Here is a 16,973-nt window from a genome sequence, read left to right on the forward strand (position 1 = left end):
GCTCTTCGGCCCTATCGGGCACATCCCGCCCGCTGAGGCCGAAGACAATTACTATGCAGCCCTCGAGAACCTCGATATGGCTGCATAGCCAAATGAAAACTGCCTCCTGAAAACCCGGGGCGCTTCAATGCGCCTTCGGCCGATTTCGAGAGATCAGGCACAACGATCGGGGGCGCGCCCTGGTGGGCGCGATACCGTGCCAGCGTGGAGGGACGGCTCTCCCCGACCGCGCTTGAGGTGCTGGAGGACGACGCACGCTACATCGTTAGGAGTGCCCTGCCGAAAGGCGGCGAAGAGTTCGACCCGGCATCCTGGCCCGAGTCCCGGGTCCGGACCGGGATGGTCGTCGGCTCCGTCCAGTCCGGCAAGACGGCCAGCATGCTGGGCGTTGCGGCATTGGCGCTCGACGCAGGCGTCGATCTGTTGATCCTGCTGGCTGGCACCCGCGTGAGCCTTTGGCTCCAGACATACGAGCGTCTGCTCGGCCAACTCGATGGGTCGACCGCGGACAACGCATACCGTCGCCGCGCGGAGCGCCTGATCCTGCCGCAGCCCGCCGACATCCTCCACGAGCAGCGGGCCGATCCGTCGCGATACCTGCAGAGGCCGCTCGCGCGGCAGGCGCTGAAAGCCGGGCGGCCCATCATCTGCGTCGTCCCCAAGGAGGACGATCACCTCCTGACGCTCAGGCGGTTCCTCGGAGAGGTCATCTCCGACAATTTCCTCGACGGCCGGACGAAGCCCTACACCATCCTAATCCTGGACGACGAGGCGGACGACGCAAGCGTGCTCGACAGCGACCGCTCGCAGAAGCTTACGCCCCGGCTGATCACGGCGCTGTGGAGTGGCGATCCCGACGTGGCCGCGACGCGCCATCCGGCGCTTCTGGCGAGCTACGTGGCCTACACCGCGACGCCGCAGGCCAACTTCCTGCAGGCGACGCACAACCCGTTGAGCCCGCGGGACTTCAACGCCGCCCTCCGCACGCCGGGACCAGTCGGGTCGGTGAGACCGCGCTCGCTCGGCTATGCTGAGACGGCGGGCATCCGCTCCTACTACTGTGGCGGCGAGATGTTCTACGAGCGGCTGCGGAAGGCGGGCGACGGCGCATTGTGCCGCACGTCGCTCTTCCCCGATCCGCGCCCCGGCGAGTCGGACGCGGAACTCGCAGACCGGCGCGAAGGCCTACGCTGGTCGATGCTATCAGACGCGCTCCGCTGCTACATGGTCGGGGCGGCGATCAGAAGCCTTGAGGCCGGCTGGGAATCTGCGTTCGATCGCGGGCGCGTCTACACCTCGGCCGAGGACGCGCGCGCCGCCGCGCGAGGTCCGCACACGATGCTGATCCACCCCTCGGCGCGCAAGGAGGACCACTTCAACACGGCGATCGACGTGGTCCGCTGGGCCATGTCGGAGCCGGGGTTCGAGGCCGCGGTGGAACCGAACGAGGAGATGGCGGAACGGCTCGACATCTCGACCGAAGGCCTGACGCGCAGGCTCGGCCTCGAGGAGGCCGAATGGTCGGCGTGGCTCGCGCGCTTTGAGGCCTCCCGAATGGCCCTATCTACCCTTCCACAGGCCCCATACACCCCGATACCGATGGCCAGGTGGCCCGAGGTTCGGAGCGCTCTGCTGGAGAGGGTCTTCCCAAACGTCCGCCTACGCGTCCTCAACAGCGACCCGGCGTCGGATGACCGCCCGCGCTTCGAGGTCGAGGATGGCGCGGACGGAGACTTCCGAATCCCCCCGGACAGCCTGTCGATATTCGTGGCAGGGAACGTGCTCTCACGCGGCCTTACCCTGGAGGGCCTGACGACGAGCCTGTTCCTCCGCGGCGCAGCCGAGCCAGCCGCTGACACGCAGATGCAAATGCAGCGCTGGTTCGGCTACCGGGGTGGCTTCCTACCCTTCTGCAGGGTCTTCACCTACGAGGACCAACTTGAGCTGTTCAGACGCTACCACGTGAACGACAACGCGCTGAAGTCGGAGGTGATCGCCTCGATGGACTGTGGTGGCGAGGCGATCGGGCCGGCGCTCGTCCTCCAGGGCGCCTCATTCGTCGCGACGAGCAAGGTCGAGGCGCGCAAGGTTCCGCTGTCGCCGGGGCCCAGGCCCTCCATCCGGCTCGTCGAATCCGAGGACGACGTCCTCGCACGGCACAACATCGATGTCGCCGCGCGATTGCTCGACGATGGGGAATGGGTGCCCCTCAGGGACGACAACGGGCTGGAACGAGGTCTGATCAGAACGGAGCCGGTCAGCCTCCAACGCATCGCCGCGACGCTCAACGACCTGCGGTTCACCCGCCACGATCCCGACCTCGGCAACGAACTGAGCCAGCGGTGGGATCACTACTCCCGGCTGCTCGGCATCGACGACCAACTCTTCACGCCGCCCATGCGGAATCCGCAGGATTACGGGGCCGAGCCCCAGTCCTGCCCTTATTCAATCGCGGCCTACCTCAGGCTGTGGTCCCACCTCACAGGTGACCACTCGGCGCCCGGATTCTACCCGACGGACCGACCGGAGGTTCCATGGAACTACGCAGACACCCTTCGCTCGGCGACGCCCATGTTTTACATCGCGTTCAGGCATGGCCAGAACATCGCACGTGACGCCCGCTTGGCGGTGAGAGGAATAAAGGCCGTGACGCGCGAACGGACACCGAACGGCCGCGCACTGCAGACCCTTTGGGGCACCCGCGGATACGGTGGCACCTACTTCGGCGACGAACTGATTGACTATTACTTCCACCGTACTGCGCCCGTGCCGAGCATCCAGGGGGGCGCAAGCTGGCGTCCCCGCGGCCATCCCGGTCTCGCCCTCCTACACGTGGTCAACGCGCCCGATCTTCCCACCGACCAGTTGGCGATCGGCCTTGGCCTGCCGCACGGCGGCCCCGACCATATCGCGGCCCTCCGAACATGAGCGACACCCACTTCGAGTCGCTTCGCAACGACCTCGAGGCACTCGCCGTTCCCGAAGGTCACACCCGGAACCTGCGGTGGTTAGGCCTGCCGCTGGCGATCGGCCGCACCGCGTCGGGCGACTACGAGATCTTCATCCGGGGTGACGAATTGAGGGCGTCGTCGTCGCTCGTCCGGCGCCACGTGCAGCACGGCGACTGGCGGCCCGAGGAGGGTGGCGACCCGTTCTCGGCGAGCAGAATTGTCCTGCCCGCGGCGCCCCATTTCGCGTCGGTCGCGGCTCTGATCGCAATCGAACTGCTCCGGGCGGGCATCGGTGGACCAGCCGGAGTCCAGCCGGCATTCACGGACGTCGAGCCCATCATCGAGATGGCGATCCGTCGCGGCGCGCTGTCGGAAGAGGTGATCATTGGACTGATCGGCGAACTGACTCTCCTTCGCCAACTCCTCCTTGCGCGTGCCGGCGAGCCGGAGAAGATGCTGCGCTGCCTAGACTACTGGCACGGGTGGAGAGAGGGCGGCCGCGACTTCCGCATCGGCAATCACGCGATCGAGGTGAAGACGACGCAAGCGAGCGTCTCCATCCACGAGTTCAGCGGTCTTCACCAACTTGAGCCGGCCCAGCTTCCGTCAGGCGAGATCGAGAGCCTACACCTGATGAGCATCGGCCTCGCCGCATCAAACTCGATCGGCGAGAACCTTCCTGCGATCGTAAGCACTATCGTCAACCTGCTCTCCGCTCCAAAAATGGGCGCCGAACTGGCTGACGAGTTCCTGCGACGGGTGTCGCTCTACGGCACGGTATCAAGCAGCGGATATTCCCATTGTACCATGCAGGAGTGGAGCGCCTACGGAACGCGCTACACGCACACTTTCCTGCCGCGGCTCTACCGCGTCGACGACCCGGCGATGCTCACGCTAAGTCGGAACCTCCTCGCCCAGACATTCGTCCAAGCGCAGGGGCTTTCCTTTACGATGCACATTCCCGAGCAGGTCTCCGCCTTCAACCCCGCGCCGAGTTGGGAGGCCGAGTTGGAAACGATGGTAATAGATTGACGCCTCGTCCGCCGAGCCAATGTCGAGTGCTGGGCCCGACGCGTTCAAGCGCGCGGAGCCGCCGATTGGGCCCAAGAATCCGCTCTATGATGCGGATCGAGATGCGATTCACCGCTGATTAGCGCAGGTCGCAGACCCGCCTGCCCTGAAGATCGTTCGTGCCGAAGCGGCATTTCAGTGCCGCTTCGGCACTTAAATGCCCTACCCATTGCAGCGCATTTGTCCCTTAGCCATTATCGCATCGGATCGAACCGAGAGCCAGCCGAGCTACACGTTCTCTTGAACGATGAACCGCCGGACCTCGTGCCACGATCGATTGTGAGGCCCGGTGCGAGCGCCGCGCATCGGGGATTGCCAGCCATCGCCGTAGACGATGACCAGCGATCTTCTGTCGATGGAGCAACGTTGAATTACGGGGCTATGAGAACCTATGCTGCGTTCCCGAACGTGGCACGATAACGCGTGACAATTTTCCGCGCTTCGAGCGTCGGATGCTTGAAGAAGTTCGCGATGTGAGCCAACGTGGGAGCCATCTCTCGTCCGCCGGTTCGAAGGCGAAGTGATCCCGGTTCTGCCGGTCGAGACATCTTCCCCTTCAACCGCGCGGTGGCCGGTGCCGCCGCCTCCTTCTCTGTAAATTCTCGACAGCGATAACGTCGCCCGCTGGTGAACGACCGCCTCGGCCGCCGCGTGTCCGAATCAGGGCGCCGCAGCGAATCGCGCCGACGGCGTGTGCATCGAGCGCAACGCACCGCTTGGGCGTTGCGCTTGCGACTCAGCCGAGCCGCTGCGATGGTGAGGCGATGGAAAATCTCGACGCGTTCATCGCCGGCCTGCCCAAGGCCGAACTCCATCTGCACATCGAAGGCAGCCTCGAGCCCGAGCAGATGTTCGAATTCGCCCGCCGCAACGGCGTGGCGATCCCGTTCGACAGCGTGGAAGCGGTGCGCGCCGCCTACCAATTCTCGAACCTCCAGGACTTTCTCGACATCTATTATGCCGGTGCCGACGTGCTGCGCACCGAGGCCGATTTCCGCGACCTGGCCATCGCCTATTTCGAACGCGCCGCGACCGACGGCGTGCGCCACGCCGAGATCTTCTTCGATCCCCAGACGCACACCGCGCGCGGCATCGCGATGGCCACGGTGATCGAGGGGCTGCTGGCGGGCATGGCGGATGCCGAGGCGCGACTGGGCGTCACCTCACAGCTGATCCTCTGCTTCCTGCGCCACCTGGACGAGGAGGATGCCTTCCGCACCCTGGAGGCAGCCGAGCCGTGGCTCGACCGGATCGCCGGCGTCGGGCTCGATTCGTCCGAGCTGGGGCACCCGCCCTCCAAATTTGCTCGCGTGTTCGCAGCAGCGGCGGAGAAGGGCCTGAAGCGCGTCGCCCATGCCGGCGAGGAAGGCCCCGCCGACTATGTCCGCGAGGCGCTGGACCTGCTTCAGGTCGACCGGCTCGATCATGGCAATCGCAGCCTCGACGATCCGGCCCTGGTCGCCCGGCTGGCGCGCACGGGCATGACGCTCACCGTGTGCCCGCTGTCCAACGTCAAGCTGTGCAATGTCGAGACGATCGACGCGCATCCGATCGACCGCATGCTGGAACTCGGTCTCCGCGCCACGGTGAACTCGGATGATCCTGCCTATTTCGGCGGGTATGTCGGCGAGAATTACCGGGCGGTGGCGCGCGGACGAGGCCTCAGCAGGCAACAGCTGGCCATGCTGGCCCGCAACAGCTTCCTGGGCTCGTTCCTGCCCGACGAGGCGGTGGCGGCGCACTGCGCGGCGATCGACGCCTGGATGGCGGAGGCGGCGTGATGGGCGAAATCGTCTTCACGCTCTTCACCCACGATCAGCTCGTCAGCGGGGTCCATGCGATCGCGGGCGCGGTGGCGGATTGGTCCCCCACCCTGCTCGTCGGCGTCGGACGCGGCGGGCTCACCCCGGCGGTGTATCTTTCGCACCGGATCGGGCTGCCGCTCGTGTCGATCGATTATTCGACCCGTATCGCCCAGTTCGCCGAGGAACTCGTTGCGGTCCTCGCCCGGCGGACCCGCGACGGCGAGCGGCTGCTGTTCATCGAGGACATCAACGACAGCGGCAAGACGATCGGCGAGTTGCGTGCCGCGCTCGCCGCCGAGGGCGCGGTGGCCGGGCAGGTCCGCTTTGCCGTGCTGCTCGACAATATCCGCTCGTCGCAGCGTGTCGACTATGGCGCAGAGACCATCGATCGCGCGGTGCAGAAGGACTGGTTCGTCTTTCCCTGGGAGGCGATGGCGCCGCAGACCAGCCTTGAAGCCGACGCCCGAGACGTGCCTGATCGGATCGCTTGACAGGCCCTGTTCAGCAACCGTCAATCGCTTGCATGCCACGCCTCATCGCGTGAACGCGCGGGAGAGTTTCGCCGGCTCGCGCGTTCGAGGGGCATGTGGCGACGTTTACTGTTTGGAAGTGTCGGAGGAACAATGCCAATTTCATCACAGAAGGACCGGCGGCTGGCAGCACTCGGCCTGATGGTCGCGGGCAGCCTCTCGCTCGCCTCGTGCATGACCGCAACGCCCTATCAGCCCGCCTCGGCGAGCGGATCGGTGCGCAACGGCTATTCGGACGAGCAGATTGAGGAAAATCGCTTCCGGGTGAGCTTCTCGGGCAACAGCCTGACCTCGCGCGAGACGGTGGAGCGCTATCTGCTCTACCGCGCGGCTGAGCTGACGCTGCAGAGCGGCTATGACTATTTCCTGCTCGCCGATCGCGATACCGAGAAGAAGACCCAGACCTATGCGACGCCGGGGATCGGCGGGGCGGGCTTCGGCGGCCCCTGGGGCTATTGGAACCCCTATTGGCGCTATTACAGCCCGCGCTGGGGCTGGCGTAGCTGGGATCCCTTCTGGGGCGATCCCTTTTTCGACCGCAACGTCGATATCCGCACCGTCGACCGGTACGAGGCGATGGCCGAGATCGTGATGGGCAAGGGCCCCAAGCCCGCCGACAACATCCGCGCCTTCGATGCGCGCGAGGTGAAGGAACGGCTGGGTCCGAAGATCCAGATGCCGCAGACCCGCTGATCGCGGATCGCGGGGAAACAGAAAGGGCGGCGCCGGGGATCCCGGCGCCGCCCTTTTCTTATGTTCCCCTCCCGCAAGCGGGAGGGGAACGCAGGTGCTTACGCCACCTGGCCGTGGCAGTGCTTGTACTTCAGCCCAGAACCGCACGGGCACGGCGCGTTGCGGCTGACCAGCCCGACCCACTCCGACGGATCGGTGCCATAATCGTCGCCCGCGGGCCGCGGGATGCCGAGCGGTGGCAGGCGGGTGGTGACCAGCCCCGCAGAACCGCCGTCCCAATCATTGGTGTTGTCCATGCCGGTCAGCGGATCGATATGGGTGGTCAGGAACGCCGGCAGCTCGGGAAGCTCGGGGGGCGGTGCCATGCGGAACTGGGCGAAGGCCATGGTGCGCGTCACGTCCTCGCGGATCGTGTCGAGCATGCGCTGGAACATCGAGAACGCCTCGTGCTTATACTCGTTGATCGGCGTCTTCTGCGCATAGGCGCGCAGGTGGACGACCTGGCGCAGCGCGTCGAGCATCGCGAGATGCTCCTTCCAGTGATGGTCGAGATTTTGCAGCAGGATCGACTTCTCGATTGAGGTCCAGGTCTCCGGCTCCAGATCCGCTGCCTTCTCGGCAATCGCGGCATCCGCGGCCGTGCGAACGCGCTCCTCCAGGATCTCCGGATCGATCGCTTCCTCATCCTTCACCCACTCGTCGACCGGCAGGTCGAGATTGAGCGTGTCGGCGAGCCGCTCCTTGAGACCGGCGATATTCCACTGCTCGGGATAGCTGTTCGGCGGGCAGGCCTCGCCGACGATTGCGTTCACCGTCTCGTGGCGCATGTCCTCGACCACCTGACCGACGGTGTCGGCATCCATGATGTCGGCGCGCTGCTCGTAGATGACCTTGCGCTGGTCGTTCATCACGTCGTCATATTCGACGACCTGCTTGCGCACGTCATAGTTGCGCGCCTCGACCTTGCGCTGCGCGGTCTCGATCGCCTTGCTCAGCCAGCGCGACGGCGGCATCGCCTCGCCGTCCTCCAGGCTGGAGCGCATCATCCGCGAGAACAAGGTGTTCGAGCCGAAGATGCGCAGCAGATCGTCGTCGAGGCTGAGATAGAAGCGGCTGAGGCCCGGGTCGCCCTGGCGGCCCGAACGACCACGCAGCTGGTTGTCGATGCGGCGGCTCTCGTGGCGCTCGGTGCCGAGCACGAACAGGCCGCCGGCAGCCTTCACCTTTTCCTTCTCCTCGGCGACCTCGGCCTTGATCCGCTCGATCGCGGCGTCGCGCTCGGGGCCGTCGGGCATGTCGCGCAGTTCGTCGGCCACGCGGAACTCGACATTGCCGCCCAGCTGAATGTCGGTGCCGCGGCCCGCCATGTTGGTCGATACGGTGACCATGCCGAGACGGCCCGCCTGCGCGACGATATGCGCCTCACTCTCGTGGAAGCGCGCGTTGAGCACCTCGTGCTTCACGCCCTCGCGGTGGAGGAATTCGGAAAGCAGCTCCGACTTCTCGATCGAAACGGTGCCGACCAGCACCGGCTGGCCGCGCTCGGCATGCGCCTTGATCGTCTTGGCGATGCCGGCGAACTTGTCCTCGGTCGACTTGTAGAAAGTGTCTTCCTCGTCGATCCGCTGCACCGGCAGGTTGGTCGGAATGGTGACGACGTTCATCTTGTAGATGTCGAAGAATTCCGCCGCCTCGGTCGAGGCCGTGCCGGTCATGCCGCCGAGCTTCGGGTACATGCGGAAATAGTTCTGGAAGGTGATCGAGGCGAGCGTCTGGTTCTCCGGCTCGATGTTCACGCCTTCCTTGGCTTCCACCGCCTGATGCAGGCCGTCCGACCAGCGGCGGCCATCCATCATGCGGCCGGTGAACTCGTCGATGATGACGATCTTGCCGTCCTTGACGATGTAATCGGTATCGCGCTTGAACATCACGTTCGCGCGGAGCGCCTGGTTCAGATGGTGCACCACCTGCGTGTTCTCGAAATCATACAGGTTGGCGCCGACCAGCAGCCCTGCTTCCTCGAGCATCCGCTCGACCTTCTCGGTGCCTTCCTCGGTGAGGACGATGGTGCGCTGCTTCTCGTCCTTCTCATAGTCCTCGGCGCTCAGTTGCTTCACCACCACGTCTACGCCCATATAGAGCTCCGAACGGTCATCGGTCGGGCCGGAGATGATCAGCGGGGTGCGCGCCTCGTCGATCAGGATCGAGTCCACCTCGTCGACGATGGCATAGGCGAACGGACGCTGCACCATGCTCGCGCGATCATATTTCATGTTGTCGCGCAGATAGTCGAAGCCGAACTCGTTGTTCGTGCCGTAGGTGATATCCGAGCCATAGGCGTCGCGGCGCTGCTGATCGGACAGGTTGGGGACGATCACGCCGGTGGTGAGACCCAGGAAGCCATAGACCTGCGCCATCCACTCGGCGTCGCGGCGGGCGAGATAGTCGTTGACGGTGATGACGTGGACGCCGTTGCCGGGCAGCGCGTTCAGATAGGTGGCGAGCGTCGCGACCAGCGTCTTGCCCTCGCCGGTGCGCATCTCGGCGATCTCGCCCCGATGGAGCACGATGCCGCCGACCATCTGCACGTCATAGTGGCGCTGGCCGATCACGCGGCGCGCGGCTTCGCGCACCGTGGCGAAGGCCTCCGGCAGCAGGTCGTCGAGCTTGGCGCCATTGGCCAGCTGTTCGCGGAACTTGATCGTCTGCTGGGCCAGCGTGTCGTCGCTCATCGCCTGGAGCGCCGGCTCGAAGCTGGCGATCTTCTGGACAATCGGATTGAGCGACTTGACGTAGCGATCGTTGGACGAACCGAAAAGCGACTTGGCAATACCGCCGAACATGCGAGTTCCTGACCTGTTTGTAGGGAGTGCGCGAAGGCTGCCGGACGAGGCGGAGCCATCACGGGTGCACCGCGAGCAAGCGCGGCGACGAAAGGAAGAAGGGCCCGAACACGCGGGCCGGAAAGGCTATTCGCGCCGCTGCTCGAAGGCGAGGCGAAGCGCAGGCCGCGGCGTGGCGGCCAGATGGAACACCGGGATGGTGACGACCCGCACCAGCGCGGGGAGCGCCGCCGCAGCCGCCACGATGTGGCGCGACGGGACGGTCGCCGCCTGGGCCGCTTCCGCCACGCGCACCACGGCGACGCCCGGGATCGGACGCAGCCCACGCTCGCCCAACCCGCCGGTCAGGCTCGCGAAAAGCGCAGTGAGGAGCAGCAGCAGTTCCAAGCGAAACCCTGTGGTACACGGTGGTGATGTCGCAACCGACGGGCGGCAACGCACGACACATAGGGATCGACGCACGGTTCGTCTAATCAAAAGCTGCCCCGGTAGAGAGGCATAGTGCCACGGGTGTCAGATTAGGCCAACTTTCCGACTTGGCCCCACCGCGCGTCATTGCGAAAGAACCCACCTGAAGCGGTTTCTGTAGATAGCCGCTACCGGCCGGCCATCGGCATCCAATGCCGGGACGAACCGCGCGCGCTCGATGAGCAGGCCACAGGCCGTTTGGTCGAGCCGCGCAGAACCGCTGGAAGCCGTAACCTGGCAGCGTCTCGGCGTTCCTTGTTCATCGATAAAGAGCGTGAAGGCAACGCTGCCCTGCTCCCCCGCACGCTGCGCTTCCAGGGGATAGTCATCGTTCGTGACCCACGATCCCGGCGGGTTCCTCGGGTATAACGCGCGGGGGCCGCCGGGAAGCACCTCCGACACATGGGGTAGGATCGTAGTAGTGGGCTTGGAGCTACCGCCTTTCTCATCAAGTCGCGCTACTGACTTCCAGCCTCCGTCGACCCACTTCGGGATGCGAGGGGCAGCTTGCCAGACACCATATCCGGCAAGGGCCAGGAGGGCGAGAATGAGCAACCCGATGGCGGCAAGAACGAGCCGCCGCAGCCCGTCTCCGTTTCCGACAATGGCGAACTTCACGCCGCTGCCTTCAACCCGTTCCTCACCGGCGACCAAGGCGCACCAAAAGCATTGATCTTTATCCCCCCATGCACGAAGCACGCGCCGCATCCTAACCACAGGCGGTTCCATGTCCACCAGCACCTCCCCGCTCGCGCTGCCCTTCCCCGCCCTGCCCGCGATCCCCGGCGTCACGCCGCGCATCGCGCGGGCGCGGTACAAGAACTGGGATCGCTGCGACCTCACCTTCGTCACGCTCGACGAAGGCACCAGCGTCGCCGGCGTGCTGACCAGCAGCAAATGCCCCTCGCCCGAGGTGGAGTGGTGCCGCAAGGCGCTCGTCCTCGGCAAGGCGCGCGCGCTGGTGGTGAATGCGGGCAATTCCAACGCCTTCACCGGCAATCGCGGCCGCGCCGCCGTGGAGGCGATCGCCGCTCGCACCGCGCAGCATCTCGGCTGCGATCCCTCGGACGTGTTCGTCTCGTCAACCGGCGTGATCGGCGTGCCGCTGCCGATCGACAAGGCCGAGGCCGGGCTCGACGCCGCCTATGCCGCCGAGCCGTGCAGCTGGGAAGACGCCGCCGCGACGATCATGACCACCGACACCTTTACCAAGGGCGCAGTGACCACCGCCGTCGTCGACGGCCGCACGGTGACGCTGGCTGGCATCATCAAGGGTTCCGGCATGATTGCGCCGGACATGGCGACGATGCTCGGTTACGTCTTCACGGATGCAGCGGCAGACCCGGTGTTTCTCCAGCGTGCGCTCGCCGATGCCAATGGCGCGAGCTTCTCCTGCATCACGGTCGATGGCGACACCTCGACCAGCGACACCGTCCTCGCCTTCGCCACCGGCAAGGCCGGCAACGCGCCGCTCACCAGCGATGACGATGCCGGCGCCGATGCGTTCCGCGCTGCGCTTGCCGATCTGTGCCGTCAACTCGCGCTGCTCGTCGTCCGCGACGGCGAAGGCGCGCAGAAGCTGATCGAAATCACCGTCGAGGGCGCCGAGAGCGACCGCAGCGCGCACCGCATCGCCATGTCGATCGCCAATTCGCCGCTGGTGAAGACGGCAATCGCGGGCGAGGATGCGAATTGGGGCCGGGTCGTGATGGCCGTCGGCAAGGCCGGCGAGCCCGCCGAGCGCGACCGGCTCGCCATCCGCTTCGGTGCCACCCAGGTGGCGCGCGAGGGGCTGGCGGTCGAGGGCTATGACGAGGCGCCGGTCGCCGCGCACCTCAAGGGACAGGAAGTGGAGATCGGGGTCGACCTGGGCCTCGGCGAAGGTCGCGCCACGGTTTGGACCTGCGACCTGACCCATGGTTACATCTCCATCAACGCCGACTATCGGAGCTGAGCGCCATGCACCGCCACCACGAAGCCGTCTCCGCGCTGATGCGCACCGTAGCAGAGGCGGTGGTGATGCCGCGTTTCCGCAACCTCGCTGCCGAGGAGATGCTGGAAAAGACCCCCGGCGAGCTGGTGACCATTGCCGATCGCGAGGCCGAGGAACGGCTGACCGAAGGGCTCGCGACGATCGACGGCGACACGGTGATCGTCGGCGAAGAGGCCTGCGCGGCCGATCCGGCGCTGATCGAGCAGGCCACCGCCGCCAGGGCCTGGGTCATCGATCCGATCGACGGCACCGCCAATTTCGCGTCGGGGCAACCGCCCTTCGGGATCATGATCGCGCTGGTCGAGAACGGCATCACGCAGGCAGGCTGGCTCTACGATCCGGTGGCCAAGCGCATGTGCCACGCAATATTGGGTGGCGGCGCGTTCCTCGACGACGCGCCGATCCGCGCCCGCGCCAGCGGTGCTCCGCGCCCGCTGGCCGCGGTTTCCAAGGTCGGCCAGTCCGAGGACGAGCACGCTGCCCGCGCCGCGCGGTTCGGCGGCCCCTTCGAGCTGGTACCGCTGCCGCGCTGTGCCGCGGAGAATTATCCGCGGCTGGTGCTGGGCCAGAACGACGTCGCCGTCTTCCGGCGGACCTTGGTATGGGATCATGCGCCGGGCGTGCTGTTCCTCACCGAAGCGGGAGGCTATGTCGCCCGCTGGGACGCCAGCCCCTATCGCATCGGCGACGACGGCGTCGGCATTGTCGCGGCCGCTACGCCCGAACTTGGCAGGCGCGCGACCGAGCTGCTGTTCGATTGATCCTGGCAGTCCCCTCCCAAGCGCGGGAGGGGGCGCGCAGGCGGTGCGGGATCACATCTCGCGTTCGATCCACTGCTTGATCGCGCTCTTGGGCAGCGCGCCGACCTGGGTCGCGGCCTGCTGGCCGTTCTTGAACAGGATCATCGTCGGAATGCCGCGCACGCCATATTTGGTCGGCGCGTCGGGATTGTCGTCGATGTTGATCTTCACGATCTGCACCTGGCCCGCCATCTCCTCGGCGATTTCTTCCAGCGCCGGGGCGATCATGCGGCACGGGCCGCACCACTCGGCCCAGAAATCGACGAGGACGGGCTTGTCCGCCTGCAGCACGTCGGTCTCGAAAGTGGCGTCGGTGGTCGCCAGAGTGGCCATGTCAAAATCTCCTGAACTTCGTGTTGGTCGGCTATCTATGATCACCGGGGTCATCGCTCAAGCGCATGGGCGCAAGCTTTGCTCCTACCCCGCGTAGCCCGGCTTGTGCGCGGCAAGAAGCGCCTCCGGCAATGCGTAGAGCACCGGACCGGCAGAATACAGCAGCGCCGCCTCCACCGCACGCTCCGGAAAGATCACCCGCAGCGCGGCGACATAGGCGGACATCTGCCGCAGATGATAGGGGGGTACGTCCTCCAGCGAAGCCGGCGCCCGGCGACCGGTCTTGAAATCCACCACCCGCACCCGGTCCGGCAGCACCACCAGCCGGTCGACCGTGCCCGACACCACCACCCCTTCGGCCACCACCGCTGCAATCGGCGCTTCCCCCAGCGCGTCCGGACCGAACAGCTCGGCAAAGCGCGGATCCTCGGTGACCGCCAGCGCCGAGTCGATCAGCGCCGCGCGCTCGCCCGCATCGACAAGCCCGCCCGCCCCGGCCAGCCAACGGTCGGCTGCACCGCGCCGCTCGGACGGCGAGACGCCGGGAAGGCGCTCGAACAGCGCGTGGAGCAGCCGTCCGCGCTCTGCGGCGGCACGCAGCGCCGGACCGGGCGGCGGATCGGCGACGCGGTCGTCGCCCAGTGAGGAGGGTGCCAGCGGCCGCGGCGGACGCGCTTCCTGCGGCGCCGGTGCATGAAGCCAGCCGGGCAGCACGGGTCGGGAGGCTGGCGGCTCCGCCGGCGAGGCGGAGACCGCGCGTACCGGAGCCTGCGGCACCACGCCGTGAAAAGCACGGACGCCCGCCTCGTCCGCCGGCACGCCCAGCGCATCGAGCGCAGCGGCACTCGCCGCGTACCAGCTCGCCTTGGGCGGTTCGCCCTTGGCCTGGGGGCCGAGCGCGCCGGCAATCACCAGCCGTTCCTCCGCCCGCGTGGCTGCCACATAGAAAAGCCGCCAATGCTCCTGCAGCTCGCGCGCATCGGCCTCGGCCAGCGCCTCCGCCAGCGCACCGTCGCGCTCGGCGCTGCGGGGGCGGAAGATGGGGAGTTTCTCGTCCCCCTCCGGCGCCCATTTGAGAAAGCTGCGCGGACTGCGGGTGGGATCCACCGTTGCGTCGGCGAGGATCACCAGCGGCGCCTGCAAGCCCTTGGAGCCGTGCGCCGTCATCACCCGCACCGCCGGCTGCGGCTGCGCGGCATCGCGGACGATCTCGACATCGCCGCGATCGAACCAGTCGAGGAAGCGCTGGAGCGACGGCGTCGCGCGCGTCTCGAAGGTCAGCGCGGCGTTGAGCAGTTCCTCGATCGGATCACGCGCTTCCTCGCCCAGCCGGGTGAGCAGCTTGCGTCGCCCCTGCATCGGCCCGGACAGGAGTTCCTCGAGGAAGCGGTACGGCGTGGCGAGATCTGCGCGGCGCAGCAGATCGTATAGCGGCGCAAGCTTCTCGGCCGGCTGCGTCTCGCGCAGGTGCCGCCACAGCCCGCCGCGTTCGCGCACCGCGCCCGCCATCAGCGCGTCCTGGCTCCAGCCGATCAGCGGGGAGACCAGCAGCGATGCCAGCGACAGATCATCCTCGGGCTGGAGCGCGAAGCGGATCGCCGCCAGCAGATCCTGCACCGCCAGCGGCGCGTTGAGCCGCAGCCGGTCGACGCCCGCCACCGGTACCCCCTCGGCATAGAGCCGCGCGACGATCAGCGAGGCGAGTTCGCCGCGGCGCTTGACCAGCACCATCACGTCGCCGGGCGCGAGCATTCGGCCCTTGCTGGCAAGCGGGAGCGTGCCGATCCAGCCCTTGATCGCCCGCGCGATCCGCGCCGCCAACTCGCGGGTGGCGTCGCCGAGCCAGGATTCTTCGTCGGCATCGCTGCCGCCTTCGATCACCGGCGGCCAGAGCGTCACCGTGCCGGGACCCGGCACTTCGCTGGCATGCGGCTCGCGGTCGCTCATCGGGCCCATGCCGGGCTCGGGCAACAGGCCCAGTGCGGTATCGACGAATTCGAGCACCGGCCGGGTCGAGCGGAAACTGTGGGTGAGCGACAACTGCTCCAGTTCGCGGAGTTCCGCCTCATAGTCGCTCTGGATGTTCGCCAGCTGCTTGAACCGCTCGAACGCCGCCTGGAAGAAGATCGGATCGGTGCCCTGGAAGCCGAAGATCGCCTGCTTGTAGTCGCCCACGGTGAACAGCGTGCGCAGCCGGTCGCCGCGCGCGCCTTCGCCCGCGAAGAATTCGTCGGCCATCGCCGAGACGATCGCCCATTGGCTCGGATTGGTGTCCTGCGCTTCGTCGATCAGCACATGCTCGGTTACCTGATCGAGCTTGTAGCGCACCCATTCGCCCATCCCTTCCTGACGGAGCAGGGCAATGGTGCGGCCGATCAGATCGTCGAAATCTACCGCCCCCAGCCGCCGCTTGGCGGCGGCATAGGCACGGGCATAGTCGCGACCCGCCTCCAGTCCGCGCGCGAGCAGATCGACATAGGCGGCGCGCACCTGCATCGCGAGCAGTTCGCCGCAGCGGCCGTGGAGCCGCATCGCCGCTTCGGCATAGTCAGGATCCTGTGGCGCCTGCCCCTTGGCGAAGCTGCGCGGTTCTCCCTTCGCGGTGGCCCAGACGAGGTGGAGCTGGTCCAGCGTCGCCGCCCGCTCCTCGGGCGATCGGCCCAGCCAGGCGGCGATGATGTCGGCCCGGTCCAGCCCGCGCGCGGTGCCCCAGGCGGCGTTCGCCGAACCAATATTGCGTAGCGTTCGCACATCAAAACCATTGTCGCCACAGCTTGTTGCAAGCGATTCTCGAATGTCGCCGGCCGGGAGGTCGAACGCGCGGCGGAGCCAGGGCTGGATGCTTCTGGGCAATCCTTCCAGCGCCTCGCCGGCCCGCGCACACTCCTGCAGAAAGCCTTCCGCACCCCCTTCGCCGAGCCGCAGGCTGAGCGCGCCGATCGCTTCGATCACACCCTCCCGGCCTTCGCGGCGGGCGTCGACCAGCATTTCGGCGAGCGTTTCGCGCGCCAGCACCGCCTCCTCGCGCGCTTCCAGCGGGCGGAAGCCGGGGACCAGCCCCGCCTCGATCGGAAAGGCGGCGAGCAGCGACTGGCAGAAGCTGTGGATCGTCTGGATGCGGATGCCGCCGCCCGGCGCATCAAGCACCTTGGCGAACAGCGTGCGCGCGGTCGCCCGGCGCTCCGGGCCGATGCTCTCGCCCAGCGCCGCGAGATCGGCGGCCAGTTCCTCGTCCTTGGCGCGCACCCAATAGGCCAGCCGACCGGTGATCCGCTCGGACATCTCCGCCGCGCCGGCCTTGGTGAAGGTCAGGCACAGGATCGCCGACGGATCGGTGCCCGCCAGCAGCAACCGCCACACGCGGGCGGCCAGCACCTGCGTCTTGCCGGTACCGGCAGAGGCCGACAGCCAGATGTGCCGACCGGGGTCGCTCGCGCGCTTCTGATTGCCCTTCAGCGGGTGGAGCTTGGCGGGGCCGCGGCTCAT

Annotated in this window: 12 protein-coding genes; 7 read left to right on the top strand and 5 right to left on the bottom strand. The window is 66.9% G+C overall.

Features of this window, described 5'->3' with window-relative positions:
* Positions 1 to 204 precede the first annotated feature (204 nt).
* From S2M10_RS23105 to S2M10_RS09910, 5 genes are all read left to right on the top strand, one after another.
* On the top strand, positions 205 to 2,928 hold the full coding sequence (locus tag S2M10_RS23105) for a Z1 domain-containing protein (protein ID WP_168845900.1): 2,724 nt from the start codon (positions 205 to 207) through the stop codon (positions 2,926 to 2,928).
* Positions 2,925 to 3,983 carry a PD-(D/E)XK motif protein gene (locus S2M10_RS09895; RefSeq protein WP_168845901.1) on the top strand — a complete coding sequence of 353 codons (1,059 nt, stop codon included), beginning with the start codon at positions 2,925 to 2,927 and terminating at the stop codon, positions 3,981 to 3,983. Before S2M10_RS23105 ends, S2M10_RS09895 begins: the two co-directional genes overlap by 4 nt.
* A gap of 803 nt (positions 3,984 to 4,786) precedes the next feature.
* On the top strand, positions 4,787 to 5,803 hold the full coding sequence (locus S2M10_RS09900) for an adenosine deaminase (protein ID WP_168845902.1): 1,017 nt from the start codon (positions 4,787 to 4,789) through the stop codon (positions 5,801 to 5,803).
* Positions 5,803 to 6,318, top strand: coding sequence for a phosphoribosyltransferase family protein (locus S2M10_RS09905; protein ID WP_168845903.1), 516 nt, complete (start codon positions 5,803 to 5,805; stop codon positions 6,316 to 6,318). Before S2M10_RS09900 ends, S2M10_RS09905 begins: the two co-directional genes overlap by 1 nt.
* A gap of 132 nt (positions 6,319 to 6,450) precedes the next feature.
* Positions 6,451 to 7,050, top strand: a complete 600-nt coding sequence (locus tag S2M10_RS09910; RefSeq protein ID WP_168845904.1) for a hypothetical protein — start codon at positions 6,451 to 6,453, stop codon at positions 7,048 to 7,050.
* A 98-nt stretch (positions 7,051 to 7,148) separates the two neighbouring features.
* On the opposite strand, the gene secA is transcribed toward S2M10_RS09910, so the two are convergent.
* The 3 genes from secA to S2M10_RS09925 all read right to left on the bottom strand — a co-directional run bounded on the left by secA (position 7,149) and on the right by S2M10_RS09925 (position 10,979).
* Positions 7,149 to 9,893, bottom strand: coding sequence for a preprotein translocase subunit SecA (gene secA, locus S2M10_RS09915; protein ID WP_168845905.1), 2,745 nt, complete (start codon positions 9,891 to 9,893; stop codon positions 7,149 to 7,151).
* A gap of 126 nt (positions 9,894 to 10,019) precedes the next feature.
* Positions 10,020 to 10,280 carry a hypothetical protein gene (locus S2M10_RS09920; protein ID WP_168845906.1) on the bottom strand — a complete coding sequence of 87 codons (261 nt, stop codon included), beginning with the start codon at positions 10,278 to 10,280 and terminating at the stop codon, positions 10,020 to 10,022.
* 165 nt (positions 10,281 to 10,445) lie between these two features.
* On the bottom strand, positions 10,446 to 10,979 hold the full coding sequence (locus S2M10_RS09925) for an energy transducer TonB (RefSeq protein WP_348770569.1): 534 nt from the start codon (positions 10,977 to 10,979) through the stop codon (positions 10,446 to 10,448).
* Positions 10,980 to 11,088: 109 nt separating this feature from the next.
* On the opposite strand from S2M10_RS09925, the gene argJ reads away from it, so the two are divergent.
* Complete coding sequence (argJ, locus tag S2M10_RS09930) at positions 11,089 to 12,315, top strand: bifunctional glutamate N-acetyltransferase/amino-acid acetyltransferase ArgJ (protein WP_168845907.1); 1,227 nt, start codon at positions 11,089 to 11,091, stop codon at positions 12,313 to 12,315.
* A gap of 5 nt (positions 12,316 to 12,320) precedes the next feature.
* Positions 12,321 to 13,115 carry an inositol monophosphatase gene (locus tag S2M10_RS09935; RefSeq protein WP_168845908.1) on the top strand — a complete coding sequence of 265 codons (795 nt, stop codon included), beginning with the start codon at positions 12,321 to 12,323 and terminating at the stop codon, positions 13,113 to 13,115.
* A 51-nt stretch (positions 13,116 to 13,166) separates the two neighbouring features.
* On the opposite strand, the gene trxA is transcribed toward S2M10_RS09935, so the two are convergent.
* Positions 13,167 to 13,487 carry a thioredoxin TrxA gene (trxA, locus tag S2M10_RS09940; protein ID WP_168845909.1) on the bottom strand — a complete coding sequence of 107 codons (321 nt, stop codon included), beginning with the start codon at positions 13,485 to 13,487 and terminating at the stop codon, positions 13,167 to 13,169.
* A gap of 84 nt (positions 13,488 to 13,571) precedes the next feature.
* Positions 13,572 to 16,973: a double-strand break repair helicase AddA gene (gene addA / locus S2M10_RS09945; protein ID WP_168845910.1), complete on the bottom strand. Its 3,402-nt coding sequence runs from the start codon at positions 16,971 to 16,973 to the stop codon at positions 13,572 to 13,574.

The organism is Sphingomonas sp. S2M10 (assembly GCF_012650175.1).
Taxonomy (GTDB): Bacteria; Pseudomonadota; Alphaproteobacteria; order Sphingomonadales; family Sphingomonadaceae; genus Sphingomonas.